The following is a 19,877-nucleotide window of genomic DNA, read 5'->3' as shown; positions in this document are numbered from 1 at the left end:
GAAGCTATCACAGCTATTGGTGCTTGGGAGAGATGTGACGGAGCGGAGATGTGACCGAGGACAGATGTGACCGGGCCGGGAACGGTGTGGAGTTTAAGGTGGAATCATGGCGGAAATCATCCAGTTCAGAGGCGCTGTCCTCACGGGACCGAAAGAAGAACGGCGAGGCCTCTGGTCGGTCGACGGACGGCTGACCTTTCTGCCGCCCGCTGCCGCGCCCGACGCCATCCTGGACGGATGGGTGTTGCCCGGCCTGGTGGATGCGCATTGCCATGTTGGCTTGGGCAAGGGCGGAACCGTGGACGATGAGACTGCCCGACTGCAGGCGGCGGCGGACCGGAACGCCGGGACTCTCTTGATCCGCGACGCCGGATCCGCAAGCGACACGCGCTGGCTGCAGCGCCGGACGGACATGCCCAGGATCATCCGCGCAGGCAGGCACATTGCCAGGCAACGCCGGTACATCCCCGGACTGGCCGAAGAAGTCGAGCCGGAGGACCTTGTGGAGGCGGTGCGCAAACAGGCGCGGTCCGGAGACGGCTGGGTCAAGATCGTAGGGGACTGGATCGACCGGTCCGCCGGGGATCTCGGCCCGTCCTTTCCGGCCGCCATCGTCAAGGACGCGGTCGGGGCAGCACACGCCGAGGGAGCCAGGGTGACTGCCCATTGCTTCGCCGAAGGGACTATCGACGACATGCTCGACGCCGGCATCGACTGCGTCGAGCACGCCACCGGCCTGTTGCCGCATCACATTCCCAGGCTCCTGGACCAGGGTGTGCCGATCGTCCCCACCCTCATCAACATTGCGACCTTTCCGGACATCGCGAAGCAGGCGGAAGCGAAGTTCCCGCGTTACGCCGCCCACATGACCAGGCTGTGGGAGCTCAGGCATGAACGCGTCGCCGAGGCATTCGAGGCCGGAGTGCGGGTGTACGCCGGGACCGACGCCGGCAGCGTCATCAAGCACGGCCGGATCGGCGAGGAAATCCTGGAACTGCACCGCGCCGGCCTTCCCGCTGCTGCTGCGCTCGATGCCGCCTGCTGGTCCGCCCGCGAGTGGCTGGGTGCCGACGGCATCAGCGAAGGTGCGAGTGCCGACGTCGTGCTCTACGCACACGATCCCCGCGCGTCCCTTGAGGTGGTGCTGGAGCCGCAATGCACCGTGCTGAGGGGACATATTTCAGGAAGTGCCGGGCATTAGGAATAAATTGAAGCTTCAAGTAATTTAGATGTATAGAGGTTGCCGAAGGGCGGCGCCACAAAAAACCGGGAGTTTCACATGACCATCACATCCAGCCAGGATCTTCTTCCTGCCGAACTCACCATGGGTACGGTCATGCTCAAAGTGGGGGACATGAAGCTCATGGGCGACTACTACCAGCGGGCGCTGGGGCTGGACGTCGTCGCCGAACAGGATGGTGGACTCTACTTCGGCAGGCTCGGCAATCCGTTGGTGCACCTCGCGCCGGCCTCGGGGCTCCAGATCCCGGGTCGTGGAGAGGCTGGACTCTTCCACACAGCCTTGCTCTTCGAAGACCAATCCTCGCTCGCCGCAACTGTTGCCTCCGCTGCGCAGTATGAACCCCACGCCTTCGTCGGCAGCGCGGACCACCTGGTCAGCGAAGCCTTCTACTTCACCGACCCTGAGGGCAACGGCATCGAGCTCTACTACGACAAGCCCCGCGAAGGCTGGGAGTGGAACGGCAGTTCAGTCGTCATGGACAGCCTGCCGCTCCCACCACAGCGCTACCTCCAGCAATACCTGAGCGAAGCGGCGGTGACAGGCCAGCATGAGGCGGGCGCCGGCGTCGGGCATGTCCACCTCCAGGTGGGCGATGTGCAGACTGCCCATGATTTCTATGTCGACACCTTGGGCTTCGAGCAGACCGCCGGGTGGCACGGGCAGGCCCTGTTCGTCTCCGCCGGCGGCTACCACCACCACATGGCCATGAATGTCTGGAACAGCCGTGGTGCAGGTCCGCGCAAGGACACGCTCGGGCTCGGCGAGGTTGTCATCGAGGTGCCGTCAGCAGACGCCGTCGGCGCGCTCGCCGACCGCCTCAAGGTTGCCGGCATTGGCTCCCACCACACCGGCCAGGAGTTGCGCTTCGAGGACCCGTGGCGCAACCGGCTGCGGGTCGCCGTCCGCTAGCGTCCAACTTGCTCCCCAACCTCGCTTCGCTCGGCCGGGGACCCCTCGCCCGTTAGCGTCCAACTTGCTCCCCAACCTCGCTTCGCTCGGCCGGGGACCCCTCGCCAGTTAGACTTGGCGCGTGACGGCGTGGCGCATTTCGGCCGCCGCGCCGCAGCTCCGTTGCCACGAATGAATGAGAGTACTTTCCATGGGCTTTGCTGAAATCTTTGTTGCCACCCACGATGAAGCACTCAAGAGGGCCGCTGCCCTGGAGAAGGGCAGTGACGTATCCGGCGCCGCTGTGCGGATCCCGGGAATCAGCGATTTCGAAGTAGAACAACTCGGCGACCTGGCCGGCACGGCCGTGCACGCTGCCGGGGCCGACTATGAACTCGCTTTGGTGGACGTCACCAGCGACGCCTTGCTGGGCGTCCCCGAAGCCATGGTGCGCGCCCTGTCCGAGCTTCTCAGCTACGAGTCCGAGGGCGAAGGAAGCATCCTCGACGACGTCGCCGAACGCTGGGCGGCCCAAGAAGACATGCCCTTTGATGCCCAACAGTCCCGCCTGTATGTCCAGCAGTTGGCGGCGCTCGCGAGCGACGTCGAAAACGCCGAACGGGCCGGTCTCTACGTCTGGTCTGCAGAGCAGTAACCCCGCAGAAAACCCGCCGCATGGGCCGCGTGTTCGAAATACTGTCTGCCATCTGGCACAATGGACAGGTACTCGATCCGCGCGGCCCCTCTCTCCGTGTGTGCATCTTGTCCTTGGAACCCTCAAGTATGGCCCGCCCCACGGGTGCAGAACGACGGGCTCAACCCCGTTTCAGAAACAGGAGTGACCACAAAAGTGGCCGTAAAGATTCGCCTTAAGCGCTTCGGTAAGATGCGCGCACCGTACTACCGCATCGTCGTCATGGACTCCCGCGCCAAGCGCGATGGCCGTGCGATTGAAGAAATCGGCAAGTACCACCCCACCGAAGAGCCCTCGTACATCGAGGTTGTCTCCGAGCGTGCACAGTACTGGCTGTCCGTCGGCGCCCAGCCGACCGAGCAGGTTGCCGCGATCCTCAAGATCACCGGCGACTGGCAGAAGTTCAAGGGTCTCCCGGGCCAGGAAGGCACGCTGAAGACCAAGGTCGCCAAGCCTGCTTTCGTTGCACCGGAGAAGGGTTCCGTCATCATCCCGGAAGCCATCACCAAGAAGGCCAAGCAGTCGGAAGCAGCTGAAGCTCCCGCTGACGCTGAAGCAGAGACCACCGAGGCTGAGTAAGTTGCTGGCAGAAGCGCTCGAGCACTTGGTCCGTGGGATCGTTGACAGCCCTGAGGACGTCAAGGTCAGTGCCAAGAACAACCGCCGCGGGGAATCCCTCGAGGTGCGCGTTCACCAGGACGACCTCGGACGGGTGATCGGTCGCCAGGGTCGCACCGCACGCGCCTTGCGCACTGTGATTGCGGCATTGGCGGGCGGCGAGCAGGTCAGGGTCGACGTCGTCGACACCGACCGTCGCCGGTAACGCGTTCAGCAATACTTGTCTTAGATCCGGCCCCTTCACCAGATTATGGTGGAGGGGCCGGATTGTTTTACGAGCAAACCCCAGCCTGGTCCCTAAGCCGGCCCCCAGCGAAGAAATCAGAGGAACCCCATGCAGCTCCAGGTTGCCCGAATCGGCAAGCCCCACGGAATCCGCGGCGAAGTCACCGTCCAGGTGCTCACTGACGCCCCCGGCGATCGCTTTGTCCCGGGCACCGAATTTGTGGTGGAGCCGGCGAAGGCCGGTCCCTTGACCATCACCAGCGCCCGGTGGAACAAGGACATCCTGTTGCTCGGTTTCGAAGAGATCTCCACACGCAACCAAGCGGAGGAAATCCGCGGCGCGAAGCTGTTCATCGAGACGGAAGAGCTGGAAGCGGACGACGACGAAGGCTGGTACGAGCATGAGCTCGTCGGGCTTGAGGTCCGCGTCGGCTCGCAGACCGTAGGCAAGGTGACCGCACTCAACACCATGCCGGTCCAGGACCTGCTGGTCATTGAAGACGCGGACGGTAAGGAAGTCCTGGTGCCTTTCGTCGAAGAGATCGTGCCCGAAGTCAACGTCGAGGACGGCTATGTGCTGCTCACCCCTCCGCCGGGCCTCTTCGAACTGAACACCGACGCTTCGGCTTCCGATACGGAAGAGGACGACGCTGAGACACAGGATGACGCCTAAAATGCGCATCGACGTCGTCAGTATCTTTCCCGAGTACCTGGCGCCGCTCGAGCTTTCCCTCATCGGCAAGGCCCGTCAGGACGGTCTTCTGGAGCTGAATGTCCATGACTTGAGGACCTTCACCACGGACAAGCACCGCACTGTGGATGACACTCCGTACGGTGGCGGTGCGGGCATGGTCATGAAACCCGAGCCCTGGGCCCAGGCCTTGGAATCCATTGCCAATGCGCGGGCTGCCGATGCGGGGGCTGCCGCAATTGGGGGCTCATCGGACGGACCGACGACGAAGCCGGTCCTGATTGTCCCCTCGCCCGCGGGGGAGCGCTTCAACCAGGCCCTTGCCTATGAGCTCGCCGAGGAAGAGCAGCTCGTTTTCGCGTGCGGCCGCTATGAAGGCATCGACGAGCGCGTCATGGAGTGGGCTGCAGGACACTTCACGGTCCGCCCGGTCAGTTTGGGCGACTACGTCCTCAACGGCGGGGAGGTTGCAGTCTTGGCCATGGTCGAGGCCATCGGACGGTTGCTTCCGGGCGTCGTCGGCAATCCCGAATCGTTAGTGGAGGAATCCCATTCCGACGGTTTGCTGGAGTACCCGGTTTACACGAAGCCCTCGTCATGGCGCGATCGTGACGTGCCCGCTGTCCTTTTGAGCGGCAACCACGGCAAAATCGCCCAGTGGAGGCGGCACGAACAGTTCCGGCGCACGGCGGAACGCCGCCCGGACCTTCTCGTAGAGTTCGACGCCGGCCGCCTGACGCGTGCGGACCGGACGGCTTTCGGCGACCTCGGGTACGACGTCGTCGAGGGTCGGTTGCGGCGCCGCCCGGACAGCGACCTCCCGGACTGAACCGGCGCCGTCGGGCAGCTTCATCCTCCACCTGACCGCAAGAACCGGCCTGCATTCTCGGGATTGGCCGGAACTCGCGGGGTATGGCAGAATTAACCCTTGTGTCTACTGGGTTCGCGCCTGCCACAGGGGGAGCGTAACCAACAGCCTGACAATCCGGAACCACCAATCAGTGGTGGTACTGGACTTGAAAATCTTCGGCGGTAATTTCCGGACGGCCTTGCGCCCCGGGCTTGCCCGCCGTGACCCAAAGTGGATGACCTGTGGCGTTCACCAGGAGTGGATTAATGCATATCCTCGATAGCGTAGATGCAGCTTCGCTGCGTAACGATGTTCCCGAGTTCCGCGCGGGTGACACCATCAAGGTTCACGTGAACATCATCGAAGGCAAGAACTCCCGTGTCCAGGTCTTCCAGGGCTTCGTCCTGGGCCGCCAGGGTGACGGCGTTCGCGAAACCTTCACAGTCCGCAAGGTCTCCTTCGGTGTCGGTGTAGAGCGTACCTTCCCGGTGCACTCCCCGATCATCGACAAGATCGAGGTCGTCACCAAGGGTGACGTCCGCCGCGCCAAGCTCTACTACATGCGCGCACTGCGCGGCAAGGCTGCGAAGATCAAGGAAAAGCGCGACTTCGCCACCGGCAAGTAGGTCTTTCGACCAAAAGCGGGTCCTGGATTCGTGTCCGGCCTGCGCCGGAGAAATCCGCAACGCAACAGGAAACGAATCATGGACCACGCAAAACGCCAGCCCCGGAAACAGGGCTGGCGTTTTATTTTGCTCGCATTTATCCTGGCCGTGGCTATCAGCGGGCTCGTTCGGTCCTTGTGGCTCGACGTCTACTTCATCCCCTCCGAGTCAATGGAGCCGATCCTGGGCACCGGAGACCGCATCCTCGTGTCCCGGACTGATTTCGCCGCAGACCCTATTCGCCGTGGAGAGATCGTCGTCTTCGACGGCAGGGGAACCTTTGCTCCGCTGAACAGCGGCAAAGGACCGTTTGCCGACGCCGTGGCTGCCGCCGGCCATTGGCTGGGCCTGACCGGAAGCGACACCACATACGTCAAACGTGTCATCGGGCTTCCCGGAGACCACGTCGTTTGTTGCGGCACCGATGGCAAACTCACAGTCAACGGTCAGTCGCTTGAGGAACCCTATCTGTATCCCGGCGACACGCCGAGCGAACAGAAGTTCGACGTCGTCGTTCCCAGTGACCGATTGTGGCTCATGGGGGACCACCGTTCACGGTCGGCCGATTCGCGCAGCCTTCTCGGCGCGCCCGGCGGAGGAATGGTGCCGCTGGAGCGTGTCATCGGGCGTCCGGTCCGGATTATCTGGCCGCTTGATAGATTTGCAGAACTAGCTCGCCCTGCGCAGGCCGGTACAACCTCGAAGAACGGACAATAGATGCCCGAGACAACTCCCGGGAAGCCGGAACGGCACGACGACGACGCCCGGCTCCTGGACGGACCGTCCGCTCCCGCCATGGATCTTGCAGCGGACGACGCCGATCCGGTTCCGGGGAGCGAGACTGGCTCGACGACGCCCCAGCCTGAGAAGCAGGAGTCGCCGCGGCGCGCCGCACGGCGCGGTTCGCGGCTGGAGTCGGGGGAAAGCGATCGCTCCGAAACTGCCGGCAAAACCCACGGCAGTCCGTTCCTCGGCTGGCTCAGGGAAATCGGCACCGTGGTGGTCATCGCGATCGTCTTGTCGTTCCTTATCAAGACCTTCCTGTTCCGTGCTTTCTTCATTCCCTCTGAGTCCATGGTCAACACCCTTGACGTTGACGACCGGATTTTCGTTAATCTGCTGGTCCCGCAACCGTTCGCACTGGAGCGCGGCGACATCGTGGTCTTCAAGGACGCACAAGGATGGCTTCCGCCCACGCAGAAGACGTCGCCAGGGCCCTTCAAATGGTTCCAGGACGGTCTTGTCTTCGTCGGGCTGCTCCCGGACGAGACGAATCAGCACCTCGTCAAGCGCGTAATCGGCCTGCCGGGGGACCGGGTCTCCTGTTGCGACAGTTCCGCGCGGGTCAGCGTCAACGGCACGGTTCTCAACGAGAGCTACATCAATCCGGCCCAGATTCCCATGGCCAAGTCTTTCGATGTAGTGGTCCCGGCGGGCAAAATTTGGGTTATGGGCGACAACCGCAATAACTCGGCCGACTCCCGCGAACACCAATCAGTCAATGGTGGTTTCATCGACATCTCCGACGTCGAGGGCAAGGCCACGGTTATTGCCTGGCCCATCAACCGTTGGCAGATCCTTGACAACCACTCCGAGGTCTTCCGCAACGTTCCCGCGCCGTCGCCCCAGAACACGGCTTCACCGACGGCTCCAGCGAGTAAATGATGGTTCCGGCGGGGACAGGAGCGTCAATCCCGGTTCGAACGCAGCGAAAACCCGCGGCGCGGGCGAAGCACGCTCCTGATTTTCCGACCCTGGACGTCGAACGGAGTTTCCTGGCTCCGGGGGTCACGCTTCTGGCCGGCGTCGATGAAGTGGGCCGTGGAGCCCTCGCCGGCCCTGTGTCGGTGGGGATCGCCGTCGTCGACCTCAGGGACCACGGCCTGCTCGCCGATGTCCGCGATAGCAAGCTTCTCAAGCCCGAGGACCGCGAGCGGTTGGAACCGCTGGTACGCGAGTGGGCGGTCGGCTCCGCGGTGGGCCACGCAAGTTCGGCCGAGATCGATGCGTTGGGAATTGTGGGCGCCCTGCGCCTTGCCGGGACACGCGCGTGGTTCGAGCTTCTCGCCTCGGGCGTGCATCCGGACCTCGTCCTTTTGGATGGGAGCCACAACTGGCTCTCGCCCCAGAGCCAAGGGTCCTTGTTCGACACCGAGCCGTCCGGGCCCGCCTGTGAGGCACCGGTGCACACCCGCGTGAAGGCGGACATGAGCTGCCTCAGCGTGGCGGCCGCCAGCGTGCTGGCCAAGGTGGCCAGGGACCGCATCATGCTTGATCTGCACGAAGAATATCCGGCCTTCGGTTGGAACGAGAACAAGGGTTACGCGACGTCTTTCCACCGCGATGCCATCCGCTCGTTGGGTCCCACGCCGTTCCACCGGACCAGCTGGAACCTGCTGTAGCCTCCGCTTTTCCTTGTCCTGGATGCCGCCCGACCAATCGTGGCGTCGTGTGCGCCCTCTATGGTGCAAGATGGATCTATGAGTGCCGAGGATCTTGAGAACTACGAAACCGACATGGAGCTGCAGCTCTACCGCGAATACCGCGACGTCGTTGGTTTGTTCAGCTACGTTGTCGAGACCGAACGCCGGTTCTATTTGGCAAACCATGTTGACCTCCAGGCCCGGAGTGCCGACGGCGAGGTCTATTTCGACCTGACCCTCCAGGATGCTTGGGTTTGGGACGTTTACCGTTCGGCCCGTTTCGTGAAAAATGTCCGGGTTATTACGTTCAAGGACGTCAACGTCGAAGAACTGCCGCGCAGCGAGGAGCTTTCCCTGCCGAAGGACGGCGATCTAGGCGATCTCGGCAACTTGGGCAACTAGGAAAGCCCGGCTGCTAGGAAAGCCCGGCTACTTCTCCTCCACACCGTCTGACTGACGGAGTTTCCCACATAGCCAAGCTGCTCCCTGTCTTTGGCCTCTCCGTGCCTCCACGCTGGTAACGGAGGTGGTCATGAAAGCCAAAGACTTGTTGGGCCGGCAAGGTGAAACGCTGGCCGTAGCTTTCCTTGAAACCCAGGGAATGCGGATTGTGGACCGCAATTGGAGATGCTCCGAGGGCGAGATCGACATCGTGGCGCTCGACGGCGACACCTTGGTGATCGCCGAGGTCAAGACCCGGAAGAACCTGGCTTATGGGCATCCATTCGAAGCGGTTGACGCAGCCAAACTCGCTCGGCTCCATCGCCTGGCCCTTTCCTGGTGCCGTGATCACGAACTGCGTGCCCCGCGCCGCCGGGTCGATGTCGTGGGAATCATCGACGACGGCGTCGGCGAGCCAAAGCTCGAACACCTCAGGGGCGTGGGCTAGTTGGGCGTGGGTCGAAGCTACTCCGTGGCGCTGCTGGGTCTGAATGGATACATCGTGGAGGTCGAAGCAGATATCGGCCAAACCCTCCCCAATTTCGTGATCCTGGGGCTGCCGGATGCTTCCCTGAACGAAGCCAAGGAACGCATTCGTTCCGCGGCACAGAATTCCGGCATCCCGCTGAGTCGCCGAAAGATCACCGCAAACCTGATTCCGGCCTCTCTGCCGAAGCGTGGCTCGGGGTTCGACCTCGCGATCACCATGGCAGTATTGCGCGCTGCCGGAGATATCCGTTCTACCGAAGGCACGGTCTTCATCTCCGAGTTGGGACTGGATGGCAGGTTGAGGCCGGTTCGCGGCATCTTGCCGGCGGTCATGGCGGCGGTTCAGGCAGGCCACGACGAGATTGTGGTGGCCCAGGCAAACGTCGCCGAGGCAGAGTTGGTTCCCGGGGCAGTGGTTCGGGGCTACAAGACCCTGGCTCGCCTTGCCTTTGATTTCGGGGCAAATCCGCAGGATCTGGCCCTGGATTATGACCCGGCCGACGGTGACACTGCAGGAGGAGATCAGGACGTAGGTACCACGGTCGTTCCGGATCTTTGTGATGTCTCGGGGCAGGGCGATGCCCGCCGTGCCCTTGAAGTTGCCGCGGCCGGGGCACACCATGTGCTGCTTTGCGGTCCTCCCGGTGCAGGCAAGACGATGCTTGCCGAGCGGCTCCCGGGACTCTTGCCGGATCTGGGGGACCAGGAAGCCATGGAGGTCACGGCGATCCACTCTCTTTCTGCTGTCCATATTGATTCGGTACGACTGTTGCGCCGCCCGCCTTTTGAGAACCCCCACCATACTGCGACTGCCGCAGCCATCATCGGTGGTGGCTCCGGCCTGCCACGGCCAGGGGCGGCATCACGGGCGCACCGTGGCGTCTTGTTCCTGGACGAGGCACCCGAGTACGAGCGCCGGGTCCTGGACGCCCTTCGGCAGCCTCTGGAAAGCGGTGAGCTTGTCATCCATCGCTCCGCCGGCACTGCTGCATATCCGGCCCGCTTCCAGCTGGTCCTCGCGGCGAATCCTTGCCCTTGCGGGAAGGCCACCGGCAAGGGAGTCGATTGCACCTGCACTCCAGTAATGCGGCGCCGCTACTTCGGGCGCATGTCCGGGCCTTTGCTGGACAGAGTGGACATCCAGCTCCAGGTGGAACGTGTGTCCCTCGCGGACTTTGGGCAATCCGGCGCGGAGGAGGACACAGCTACTGTCGCCGGGAGGGTCCATGCCGCCCGGTCACGGCAACGTGAACGCCTGGGAATTTACGGGATGGAAACCAATTCGGAGGTTCCTGGGCGTGTCCTGCGCGGCGAACTGCGCCTGCCTTCCGCGACGACGAAGATTCTGGATACCTCCCTGGAACGTGGAATCCTCACCGCGAGAGGCTACGACCGCGTCCTGCGTCTCGCATGGACCCTCGCGGATCTGGGCCACAGGGACCAACCCCACAACGACGACATCGGGCAGGCCCTCGGCTTGCGGCAGGCGGTCGAGGCCGCATGAAAGGACACTCCATGACTGAACACGGCTACCAGCTCACCCCGGACGCACCGGACCGGAAAAGGGAGCGCCTAGCCCGGGCCGCGCTATCACGGCTCATGGAACCACAAGATGCGGCAGGGCTCGCGCTGGTGCAGGCCGCTGGGGCCGTTGACGGTCTCAGAATAGCGAGCGGCGAACTCGCTCCCGGGCCCGGGCTTGAGCAGGACGTGGCTTCCCTATTGCTTGACAGCGGGGTTTCTTCTGCCTGGGCTGGATTGGCTGCGCCATTGCGACGGTGGGCGCCGCGGATCCAGGATCTTGCCCCGGAACGGGATCTTGCCACCATGCAACGCCTTGGCGGCCGCATGATCATCCCTGGCGACCCGCTGTGGCCCGCGCAGTTGGCGGATCTGGGCCTTCATGAACCATTGTGTCTGTGGTGGCGGGGACACGAACTGGAGTTCCCGCCCGTGCGGCGGGTCGTGGCCCTTGTCGGCTCACGGGACAGTACGAGCTACGGTGCCTCCGTAACGGCTGATTTCGCCTATGGGCTGGGTCAGCGCGGCTGCACGGTCGTGTCTGGAGGGGCATATGGGATAGACGCCCATGCGCACCGCGGGGCCTTGGCCGGGGGTACAAACGCCATGCCGACCATCGCGGTGATGGCCGGGGGCGTGGATCGATACTATCCCTCCGGAAATGAGGATCTACTGCGTGCCGTGGCGAACCAAGGGGCGGTCATCGCGGAGGTTCCCCCGGGCTCGGCGCCCACCCGCTACAGGTTCCTTCAGCGGAACAGGATTATCGCCGCCTTGGCAGCCGTGACGGTGGTGGTGGAAGCGCGATGGCGTTCGGGCGCCCTGAATACGGCCCATCATGCTGAATCCATTGGCAGGGCCGTTGCGACAGTTCCAGGATCTATCCATAGCGCCAACTCAGCGGGATGCCATCGGCTTCTCAGGGATGGCGGCGCAGTTTGCGTCACGGATGTCGGCGAGATTGCCGAACTGGCGGGGTCGAGCGGTGAAGCGCTCGCCGCGGATAAGGATACGACTCCCTCAGACCACGACGGACTCACCCTCGAGGACCTGATACTCCTCGATGCCCTGCCCGTCCGCTCGACGAGCTCGGTAGAGAAGCTCGCGGTCGTGGCAGGACTCAGCCCGGAGTCCGTCAGGGCCGGTCTTGGACGCCTTGGCCTGTTGGGTTTGGCGGTATCAGTGAGCGGCGCGTGGAAGCGATCGGGGAAGCAGGGTTGAGCTGTGGATAGTTGCCCCCCGAGACCAATCTCTCTTGAGCAGGGATGATGTGGACATGATGAAGTCAAGGGCGCAGCCCGCGAGGTTCGTGATTGGACAGCAAATCGGTCTCTTTCTGATCCTGGGAGCCGTCTTGTTCGTCCAAGGCGGCACTGGCCCGGCATGGCTTTGGATTCTTTTCGCAGTCTGGCAGGGGTTGCTCCTGTGGCAGTACTACAGGATTTACAGGTCCATCGGTCAAAGGTGAAGATGGCCGAACGTGGCGATGCCACCCCTCCGGCCCTGCGGCTGGCACAGTGGAGGGGTGCAAGAGAAACCGCTCCCCGAAGCACTCGCCGGGTCCGTTCAGGACTTCCGGCGTTACCTCGAAAGCGAACGGGCCAGGTCCGCCCACACAGTAAGGGCTTACATCGCCGACGTTGAGAACCTGCTCCGATTCGCCGCCGCGGAGGGCGTGGTGGAGCTCGCGGCCTTGGAGCTTGGCACCCTTCGGCGTTGGCTCGGGGCGCAAAGCGAATCCGGCCGGTCCAGGGCGACACTCGCCCGTCATGCCGCGACAGCCCGCGCATTCACCTCCTGGGCCCTGCGGGAAGAGCTCATCGCCTCGGACCCGGCTCTTCGCCTCCAAGCCCCCAAGCGGGAGCACACGCTCCCTGGTGTCCTTCATCAGCAGCAGGTCTCCAGGATCTTCGAAAACCTGTCGGAGGCAGCCGCGGACGGCTCTCCGATGCCGCTGAGGAACCGCGCCGTCGTCGAATTGCTCTACGCCACGGGGATCCGCGTCGGCGAACTCGCCGGCCTGGACATTGATGATCTCGATCCGGATCGCCGGACTCTCCGTGTGCTCGGCAAAGGCAACAAGGAACGGACGGTGCCCTATGGGGTCCCGGCCGCGCTCGCCGTCGACGACTGGCTCCGCCGCGGCCGTCCGCGGCTAGCAAACGAGCGCAGCGGACCGGCACTCTTTCTCAGTTCAAGGGGCAACCGCATCGATCAGCGCCAGGCCCGCAGCGTCGTTAACGACCTGCTGACGGCCCTGGGGGACACGGCGGCAACCGGACCCCACGCCCTGCGGCACACCGCCGCCACCCACTTGCTCGACGGCGGTGCGCACCTGCGTGCCGTGCAGGAAATCCTGGGGCACAGCAGCCTCGCAACAACCCAGATCTACACCCATGTGTCGGTCGACCGGCTTCGCAAGAGCTACCAACAAGCCCACCCCCGGGCATGAAGACCTGGAAACCGTGCAACACTTCGAGGAGTCCCAAGGGAGGAAAACCGCCCGTCCGGGAATCGCACTGGCGTAATTCCGGTCCGTACGGCAAAATGAAAGCACTGTGGGGAAACTTTCAACCTAAACTTGAATGTTCTTCCGCTGCGGAAAAAATCATAGATAGGTAGGGAAACCGGAACGGCGCGGCACCCGCGCAGCAAATTTCATCCAGGCAGAGGTCGTTGGGGAAGACGTACCTACAGCTATGGAGGATGGAATGTCTGTTGCAATAACCCGCGGTGTCTTGTTTGTGCATTCGGCCCCTACCGCGTTGTGCCCTCACGTTGAGTGGGCCATCGGATCGGTCGTTGACAAGCGGACCGATCTTGAGTGGACCCCTCAACCTGCCGCCCCCGGAATGTTCCGCGCCGAGCTCTCCTGGGCAGGAGTCCCTGGAACGGGTGCCCAATTGGCTTCGGCACTGCGAGGTTGGGCGCACCTCCGCTACGAAGTCACCGAGGAGCCGAGCCAAGGCGTGGACGGGGCGCGTTGGTCGCACACACCGGAGCTGGGTATTTTCCATGCCGTCACCGATGTCCACGGCAATATCATGGTGACTGAAGACCGCATCCGCTACGCCTACGAGTCAGGGGCGGGAGATCCTGCCGCTGTCTACCATGAGCTGTCCTTGGCGCTCGGTGAGGCCTGGGACGAAGAACTCGAGCCGTTCCGGCATGCCGCCGAAGGCGCCCCTGTCCGTTGGCTCCACCAGGTCGGTTAGGGAACAAAGTACCGAGAAGGATTTCCATAGCAAAGAGGAGGGCCCCACCACGGTGGGGCCCTCCTCTTGTGCCTGCATTGTGCTTGGCTTGTGCCTCGAACCGGCCGCGACGGGGTCAGACGTTGCGGATGGCGATGACCGCGTTGTGGCCACCGAAACCGAAGGAGTTGCTCAAAGCGACGATGTCACCGGCGGGCAAAGTTCGTGCCGAAGTGACGACGTCGAGCGGGATCTCCGGATCCTGGTTCTCAAGGTTGATGGTCAACGGAGCCCGGCGTTCGTAGACGGCAAGAACTGTCAGCACTGCTTCTACGGCCCCTGAAGCGCCCAACAGGTGGCCCATCTGCGACTTGGTAGCGGAGACTGCCACATTGTCGACGTGGGCGCCCAGTGCGGCGCGGAGCGCCGTGTACTCGGGCTTGTCGCCGACAGGCGTCGAGGTGGCGTGGGCGTTGACGTGCACGACGTCCTCGGCCTGGATGCGTCCGTCGAACATGGCAGCCTTCAAAGCGCGGGTAGCGCCCAGGCCTTCCGGGTCCGGTGCCGTGATGTGGTAGGCGTCAGCTGTGACGGAAGTACCGGCGAGCTCAGCGTAGATGCGCGCGCCGCGGGCGATCGCGTGCTCTTCGGCTTCAAGGACCAGGGCGCCGGCGCCTTCGCCCATGACGAAGCCGTCGCGGTCGCGGTCGTATGGCCGCGAAGCGTGCTCAGGATCGTCATTGCGGCGGGAGAGCGCCTGCATCGAGGAAAACGCCGCGAGGGGCATCGGGTGGATGGCGGCTTCGGCACCACCGCACACGACGACGTCGGCCTTGCCCGAGCGGATGAGATCGAGGCCGAGGTGCATCGCTTCGGTGCCGGAAGCGCAAGCCGAAACCGGGGTGTGCGCACCGGCGCGGGCACCAAGGTCAAGGCTCACCGCAGCGGCGACGCCGTTCGGCATGAGCATCGGGACCGTCATGGGCAGGACCCGGCGGGGGCCCTTTTCCCTCAGCGTGTCCCAAGCGTCCAGGAGCGTCCAGACGCCGCCGATGCCCGTGGCGAAAGCCACGGCAAGTCGATCGTGGTCGATTTCGGTGATACCGGAATCTGCCCATGCTTCGCGGGCGGCGATGACACCGAATTGGGTGGACGGGTCCATGCGCTTGGCTTCAACCCGGCTCAGAACCTCGAGGGCCGGCGTCGAGCACCGGGCGGCAAAGTGGACCGGAAGGTCATACTTGGCAACCCACTCGTCCTCGAGTGTGTGGGCACCGGAGACCCCTTTGAGCGCGTTCTTCCACATCGTGGGGACGTCGCCGCCGATGGGCGTTGTAGCGCCCAGACCGGTTATGACTACTTTGCGTGCCATGCGATCACTCTCTGTCGGATCAGCCAACCCACGTGCTGTTCTCACGGGGGAGGCAGGAAAAAACTTTGGGAGATATAGCAGCTGTGCCGGGCTTCGGATGCAACAGGGCGCACCCGAAGTCCGGCACAGTTGAGGCCAGGCTAGGCCTGTGCGTTCGAGATGAAGTTGACGGCGTCGCCGACGGTCTTGAGGTTCTTGACCTCTTCGTCCGGGATGCGGACGCCGAACTTCTCTTCAGCGTTGACGACGATCGTCATCATGGAGATGGAGTCGATGTCCAGGTCCTCGGTGAAGGACTTGTCCAGCTCCACGGCTTCGGTGGCGAGGCCGGTCTCTTCGTTCACGATTTCAGCCAGGCCGGCCAGGATTTCTTCGTTGCTAGCCATTGTTGGCTCCTTTTCTTGTTGTGCCGGCTATTGCCGGAAATGGGGGCAAACCGCGGTTACGGCTTGGGTTTCAAAGCACTATTCAATTGGAAGGTAGGCGCGGTCCGAAACTACGGAAGAACGATTACCTGGGCACCAAACACAAGACCGGCACCGAAGCCGATCTGCAGGGCAAGGCCACCGCTGAGCGCTGGGTTCTCCTTGAGGAGTCGGTGGGTGGCCAGCGGAATGGAGGCGGCAGAAGTGTTTCCCGCATCAGCGATGTCCCGCGCAACCACCACGGTTTCGGGAAGTTTGAGCTTCTTGACCATTTCATCGATGATCCGCATGTTCGCCTGGTGCGGGACAAACGCTGCCAGATCCGAGGCTTCAATCCCTGCGGCGTCGAGGGCTTGCTGGGCAACCTTCGCCATTTCCCAGACAGCCCAACGGAAGACCGTTTGGCCGTCCTGTCGGAGCGTCGGCCAAACATCCTGCGCTGCGGAAATAATGGCCTGATCGTCGGATTCATCCGAATGACGGGCAGTCTCACCAAGGTTGCGGACTTCGTCAAGGGAATGCGTCATCCCGATCGCGTTCCACTTGCTGCCATCGGATCCCCAGACTGACGGGGCAATGCCGGGCGTGTCGGACGGGCCGATGATCACTGCGCCGGCACCGTCGCCAAGGAGGAAGGAAATGGTTCGTTCATGGTTGTCGATGACGTCTGAGAGCTTCTCAGCGCCGACCACCAGGACGTATTCAGCCGCGCCCGATCGGACCAGGGCATCGCCCTGGGCAATGCCGTAACAGTAGCCTGCACACGCCGCGGAAATGTCGAAGGCCGGTGCCGGGGTGGCCCCCAAACGGTCGGCGAGGGCGGCAGCCGCGGACGGCGTGGCATACGGGTGCGTGACGGTGGAGATGATGACGGCACCCAGCCGGGAAGCCTCAATGCCGGCCTGCTTGAGTGCCTCACGGGCGGCCCCCTCGGCCATGTCGATCACGCTGACATTGGCTGCGGCGCGGTGGCGGGTCACGATACCGGTGCGTTGGCGGATCCATTCGTCCGAGGAATCGATCCACTGGCAGACGTCGTCGTTGGTGACGATGATGTCCGGGCGGTATGCCCCGATTCCGACAATGCGTGAATATTCCCTCGTCGGTGCTTGCTTGAGTACGGGGGCGCTCATGCGTCTCCTTCCAATTCCGCGAAGAGTGCAAGTGCCGCGGACAAATCTTCCGGGGTCTTGACGGCAACGGTTTTCACGCCGGGCATGCCGCGCTTGGCGAGGCCGGCCAGGGTGCCGGCCGGTGCCAGCTCGATGAGTCCGGTGACTCCGCGCTGGACGAGGTTCTCCATGCACAGGTCCCAACGCACCGGGCGCGAGACCTGGGCGATCAGGCTTTCGACGGCGGCGCCGCCGTCCGTGACCTCCTGGCCGTCGAAGTTCGAGAGCAGGGGAACCGTGGGAGCCTGCGGCTTGAGCGACGGCCGCAGTGCTTCAAGCGCGCTCACGGCCGGAGCCATGTGGGAGGTGTGGAATGCTCCGGCGACCTTCAGCGGGATGACCCTGGCCTTGGCCGGCGGGTTGTCAGCCAGTGCCTGGAGCTGTTCGAACGTGCCTGCGGCAACGGTCTGGCCCGCGCCGTTGACGTTCGCGGGAGTCGCGCCGGCGGCCTCTATAGCGGACAGCACCTCGGCCGGATCGCCGCCGACGACGGCACTCATTCCGGTGGGGGTGACGGCGGCGGCGGCGGCCATGTTGTTGGCACGCTCGCGGACGAACGTCATGGCTTCTTCCTCGCTCAGGACACCCGCAAGCGCCGAGGCCGTGATCTCCCCGACCGAGTGGCCGGCAAGGACGATCGGAAGGGTACTGAGTTCGACGTCGAACAGCGATTTCGCTGCCACGAGCCCCGCGGCAACAATCAAGGGCTGCGCGACGGCAGTGTCCTTGATGGTTTCTTCATCGGAGGTGGTGCCGTGGGCCTTGAGGTCGATGCCTGCGATTTCGCTCAGGGAGGCCAAATGGCCTTCTACGGAAGGGAGCTCCAGCCAAGGGGCCAAAAATCCAGGGGTCTGGGAGCCCTGTCCAGGGCAGACGATTGCAAGCACGTAACCAGCTTTCCAAATTGCCGCGTGAACTACTGGTGTTTGCGTACACCAAGCTCACTGGGTCAGTTTGTAGGAAGTCTACAACGGTTCAACCCGCGGATCGGGTACCGTGACGCTCCGACGTCGCCTTTGGCTGGGCCGAAAGCCTGCCCACGACCAACGCAGTTTGGAGCACGAAAGCCTCCCGGGGGAGGAGCGGATCCCACCCTGTGACGTCGCAGACGCGCTTGAGACGATACCGCACCGTGTTTGCGTGGACGAACAGCTCGCGGGCAGTTGCTTCGAGGGAATGGCCAAGTTCCAAATAGGTGCTGAGGGTTTCAACAAGGCCGTTGGAAGCGGCCAGCAGGGGCCGGTAAATGTTCTTGATGAGGGAACGGCGGGCAGCGTCGTCACCGGAGACTACGCGCTCCGGGAGGAGGTCGTCCGCGGCTACCGGTCGCGGAGCCGAAGGCCAAGCCTTGGCGGCGGTGAGCCCTGCAAAGGCCGCTTGGGCAGAGCTGCTTGCCTCCAAGAGGGAGCCGGCCTCCGGTCCGTAGACCACCGCGCCGGGGGCAAAAAGCTCGCTGAGTTTCAGGTACGCGGTGTCCCGGTCTTGCACGCCACCCAGAATCAGGATGAGGCGGTCGCCCTGGATGCCCACGAGGGCGTCCTCCGCGTAGCGTCCCGCGGTCCGGCGCAACTCGCTCACATAGCTTGCGCTTGGTTCCGACGGCGAGTTTCCGACCATCACCGTGAAGCGCTCCTGGGCCTTCCAGCCGAGGGCCGCGATCCGGGAACGAAGGGCGTCGGTATTCTCGCCACGGAGGATAGCGTCCACAATCAGGGCTTCGAGCCTGGTGTCCCAGGAACCGCGGGATTCGGCGGCGCGGGCATATACATCCGCGGCAGCGAATGCCACTTCGCGCGAATAGCGGAGGACCGCTTCGCGCAAAGAAGGCTGGTCGGCTTCGGGAGCGATTACGGGGACCTGGTCCTCGACTACCTCGACGACGATCCTGATCAGCTGGAGGGCCTTTTGCAGGCTGATGGAGCGGGTCAGCTCCGTGGGAGCATTGCCGAAGACGTCCGTCAGGATCCACGACGGCGAGCTCGGCCTTTCGTACCACGTCACGAAAGCGGCGATTCCGTTTTGGGCAACCAGGCCCAAGGCTGAACGTTCGTCGGAGCTCAGCCGGCTGTACCAAGGCAACGATTTCTCAAGCTTGCGCATGGTGGTGGTGGACAATTGCCCCACATTGGCGCGGAGGCGCTTGAGGGTCTCCGCCTTTTCCGGTGTTACCGTGCGCGCAGCCGCTTTGCGTTTTGCGGGGGTTTGAATCGGCTCTGCCATGCCTTGAGCATACGGCGCATCATCCACAAGCTCCATTTGTGCGAAGGCTACAACTACGTTTGGTGCGCATCACGTGCTGGGTGCGTCGATTGGTGTTGTCCGGCGATTGTTGAAGCCCGGGTGTTAAAGCCCGACGGCGGCCCGCACCTTTCGGTGCCGGCCGCCGTCGGGATGTTGCCTGGCTTCGCTGGAGGCTTAGCTTTCGCCGCCTGCCCCTCCGGTGGTGCCGGCGTTGACATCGAGGAGACTGTACTTCTCGATTGCCTGGGCCGCCGCCTGGGCGTCAACTTCGCCTCGGCGGGCGAGGAGTTGCAGGGTCTTCACGACGATGGAGTGGGTGTCGTTTTTGAAGAAGCGGCGTGCGGCTTGGCGGGTGTCGGAGAATCCGAAGCCGTCGGCGCCGAGGGAGGCGAATTCGTTGGGGATGAATTGGCGGATCTGGTCCGGGACGGCCTTCATGTAGTCGGTGACGGCGATGACCGGTCCGGTGGCGCCGGCGAGTTGCTGGGCGACGAACGGGGTGCGGGGTTCTTCGCCGGGGTTCAGGAAGGCGTGTTCTTCGGCGGCGAGTCCGTCGCGTCGGAGTTCGTTCCAGGAGGTCACGGACCAGACGTCGGCGGAGACTCCCCAGTCCTGGGCGAGGAGTTTCTGGGCTTCCAGGGCCCAGGGGACCGAGACGCCGGAGGCCAGGAGCTGGGCCCGGGGGCCGTCGGTTTTCGCCGGGGCCAGCAGGTAGATGCCCTTCA

Annotated in this window: 23 protein-coding genes; 17 read left to right on the top strand and 6 right to left on the bottom strand. The window is 63.6% G+C overall.

Annotated features, from left to right (window positions below; translation table 11 throughout):
* Positions 1–106 precede the first annotated feature (106 nt).
* From QRN59_RS22005 to QRN59_RS21925, 17 genes are all read left to right on the top strand, one after another.
* Entirely contained in the window at positions 107–1,201 is a 1,095-nt protein-coding gene (locus tag QRN59_RS22005; RefSeq protein WP_284984576.1) for an amidohydrolase family protein, read from the top strand.
* Between the two features lie 78 nt (positions 1,202–1,279).
* Positions 1,280–2,152, top strand: coding sequence for a VOC family protein (locus QRN59_RS22000; protein ID WP_284984575.1), 873 nt, complete (start codon positions 1,280–1,282; stop codon positions 2,150–2,152).
* Positions 2,153–2,342: 190 nt separating this feature from the next.
* Positions 2,343–2,786 (top strand): hypothetical protein, encoded by a 444-nt coding sequence (locus QRN59_RS21995; protein WP_284984574.1) that lies wholly within the window; start codon positions 2,343–2,345, stop codon positions 2,784–2,786.
* A gap of 195 nt (positions 2,787–2,981) precedes the next feature.
* Positions 2,982–3,404: a 30S ribosomal protein S16 gene (rpsP, locus tag QRN59_RS21990; RefSeq protein ID WP_284984616.1), complete on the top strand. Its 423-nt coding sequence runs from the start codon at positions 2,982–2,984 to the stop codon at positions 3,402–3,404.
* 1 nt (position 3,405) lies between these two features.
* Positions 3,406–3,648: an RNA-binding protein gene (locus QRN59_RS21985; protein WP_028267532.1), complete on the top strand. Its 243-nt coding sequence runs from the start codon at positions 3,406–3,408 to the stop codon at positions 3,646–3,648.
* A 129-nt stretch (positions 3,649–3,777) separates the two neighbouring features.
* Entirely contained in the window at positions 3,778–4,341 is a 564-nt protein-coding gene (gene rimM / locus QRN59_RS21980; protein WP_284984573.1) for a ribosome maturation factor RimM, read from the top strand.
* Position 4,342: 1 nt separating this feature from the next.
* Positions 4,343–5,188, top strand: coding sequence for a tRNA (guanosine(37)-N1)-methyltransferase TrmD (trmD, locus tag QRN59_RS21975; RefSeq protein ID WP_284984572.1), 846 nt, complete (start codon positions 4,343–4,345; stop codon positions 5,186–5,188).
* A 287-nt stretch (positions 5,189–5,475) separates the two neighbouring features.
* Positions 5,476–5,835 carry a 50S ribosomal protein L19 gene (rplS, locus tag QRN59_RS21970; RefSeq protein WP_284984571.1) on the top strand — a complete coding sequence of 120 codons (360 nt, stop codon included), beginning with the start codon at positions 5,476–5,478 and terminating at the stop codon, positions 5,833–5,835.
* Between the two features lie 78 nt (positions 5,836–5,913).
* On the top strand, positions 5,914–6,591 hold the full coding sequence (lepB, locus tag QRN59_RS21965) for a signal peptidase I (RefSeq protein ID WP_284984570.1): 678 nt from the start codon (positions 5,914–5,916) through the stop codon (positions 6,589–6,591).
* Positions 6,592–7,539 (top strand): signal peptidase I, encoded by a 948-nt coding sequence (gene lepB / locus QRN59_RS21960; protein WP_284984569.1) that lies wholly within the window; start codon positions 6,592–6,594, stop codon positions 7,537–7,539.
* Entirely contained in the window at positions 7,536–8,276 is a 741-nt protein-coding gene (gene rnhB, locus QRN59_RS21955) for a ribonuclease HII (protein ID WP_502871101.1), read from the top strand. Before lepB (QRN59_RS21960) ends, rnhB begins: the two co-directional genes overlap by 4 nt.
* A gap of 78 nt (positions 8,277–8,354) precedes the next feature.
* Entirely contained in the window at positions 8,355–8,699 is a 345-nt protein-coding gene (locus QRN59_RS21950) for a DUF2469 domain-containing protein (RefSeq protein ID WP_059387678.1), read from the top strand.
* Positions 8,700–8,829: 130 nt separating this feature from the next.
* Positions 8,830–9,186: a YraN family protein gene (locus QRN59_RS21945; RefSeq protein WP_284984568.1), complete on the top strand. Its 357-nt coding sequence runs from the start codon at positions 8,830–8,832 to the stop codon at positions 9,184–9,186.
* On the top strand, positions 9,187–10,731 hold the full coding sequence (locus QRN59_RS21940; protein WP_284984567.1) for a YifB family Mg chelatase-like AAA ATPase: 1,545 nt from the start codon (positions 9,187–9,189) through the stop codon (positions 10,729–10,731).
* 11 nt (positions 10,732–10,742) lie between these two features.
* Positions 10,743–11,969: a DNA-processing protein DprA gene (gene dprA, locus QRN59_RS21935; protein WP_284984566.1), complete on the top strand. Its 1,227-nt coding sequence runs from the start codon at positions 10,743–10,745 to the stop codon at positions 11,967–11,969.
* A 304-nt stretch (positions 11,970–12,273) separates the two neighbouring features.
* Positions 12,274–13,200, top strand: coding sequence for a tyrosine recombinase XerC (locus tag QRN59_RS21930; RefSeq protein WP_284984565.1), 927 nt, complete (start codon positions 12,274–12,276; stop codon positions 13,198–13,200).
* 259 nt (positions 13,201–13,459) lie between these two features.
* Complete coding sequence (locus QRN59_RS21925; RefSeq protein WP_078108617.1) at positions 13,460–13,963, top strand: DUF3145 domain-containing protein; 504 nt, start codon at positions 13,460–13,462, stop codon at positions 13,961–13,963.
* A gap of 115 nt (positions 13,964–14,078) precedes the next feature.
* On the opposite strand, the gene fabF is transcribed toward QRN59_RS21925, so the two are convergent.
* From fabF to QRN59_RS21895, 6 genes are all read right to left on the bottom strand, one after another.
* Complete coding sequence (gene fabF, locus QRN59_RS21920; protein WP_284984564.1) at positions 14,079–15,314, bottom strand: beta-ketoacyl-ACP synthase II; 1,236 nt, start codon at positions 15,312–15,314, stop codon at positions 14,079–14,081.
* 140 nt (positions 15,315–15,454) lie between these two features.
* A complete protein-coding gene (locus QRN59_RS21915; RefSeq protein ID WP_028267518.1) occupies positions 15,455–15,700 on the bottom strand; it encodes an acyl carrier protein in 246 nt (81 codons plus the stop codon).
* A 110-nt stretch (positions 15,701–15,810) separates the two neighbouring features.
* Positions 15,811–16,872 (bottom strand): beta-ketoacyl-ACP synthase III, encoded by a 1,062-nt coding sequence (locus tag QRN59_RS21910; RefSeq protein ID WP_284984563.1) that lies wholly within the window; start codon positions 16,870–16,872, stop codon positions 15,811–15,813.
* On the bottom strand, positions 16,869–17,798 hold the full coding sequence (locus QRN59_RS21905) for an ACP S-malonyltransferase (RefSeq protein WP_284751102.1): 930 nt from the start codon (positions 17,796–17,798) through the stop codon (positions 16,869–16,871). Before QRN59_RS21905 ends, QRN59_RS21910 begins: the two co-directional genes overlap by 4 nt.
* Before the next feature lie 88 nt (positions 17,799–17,886).
* Positions 17,887–19,131 (bottom strand): PucR family transcriptional regulator, encoded by a 1,245-nt coding sequence (locus tag QRN59_RS21900; RefSeq protein ID WP_284984562.1) that lies wholly within the window; start codon positions 19,129–19,131, stop codon positions 17,887–17,889.
* A 195-nt stretch (positions 19,132–19,326) separates the two neighbouring features.
* Positions 19,327–19,877, bottom strand: a 551-nt coding sequence (locus QRN59_RS21895) for a transketolase-like TK C-terminal-containing protein (protein WP_502871100.1), incomplete at its 5' end; no start/stop codon positions are given.

The sequence above is a fragment of the Arthrobacter sp. efr-133-TYG-118 genome (assembly GCF_030209755.1).
In the GTDB taxonomy this organism is placed as follows: domain Bacteria; phylum Actinomycetota; class Actinomycetes; order Actinomycetales; family Micrococcaceae; genus Arthrobacter.
This window is presented reverse-complemented; position numbering and strand designations above follow the sequence as displayed.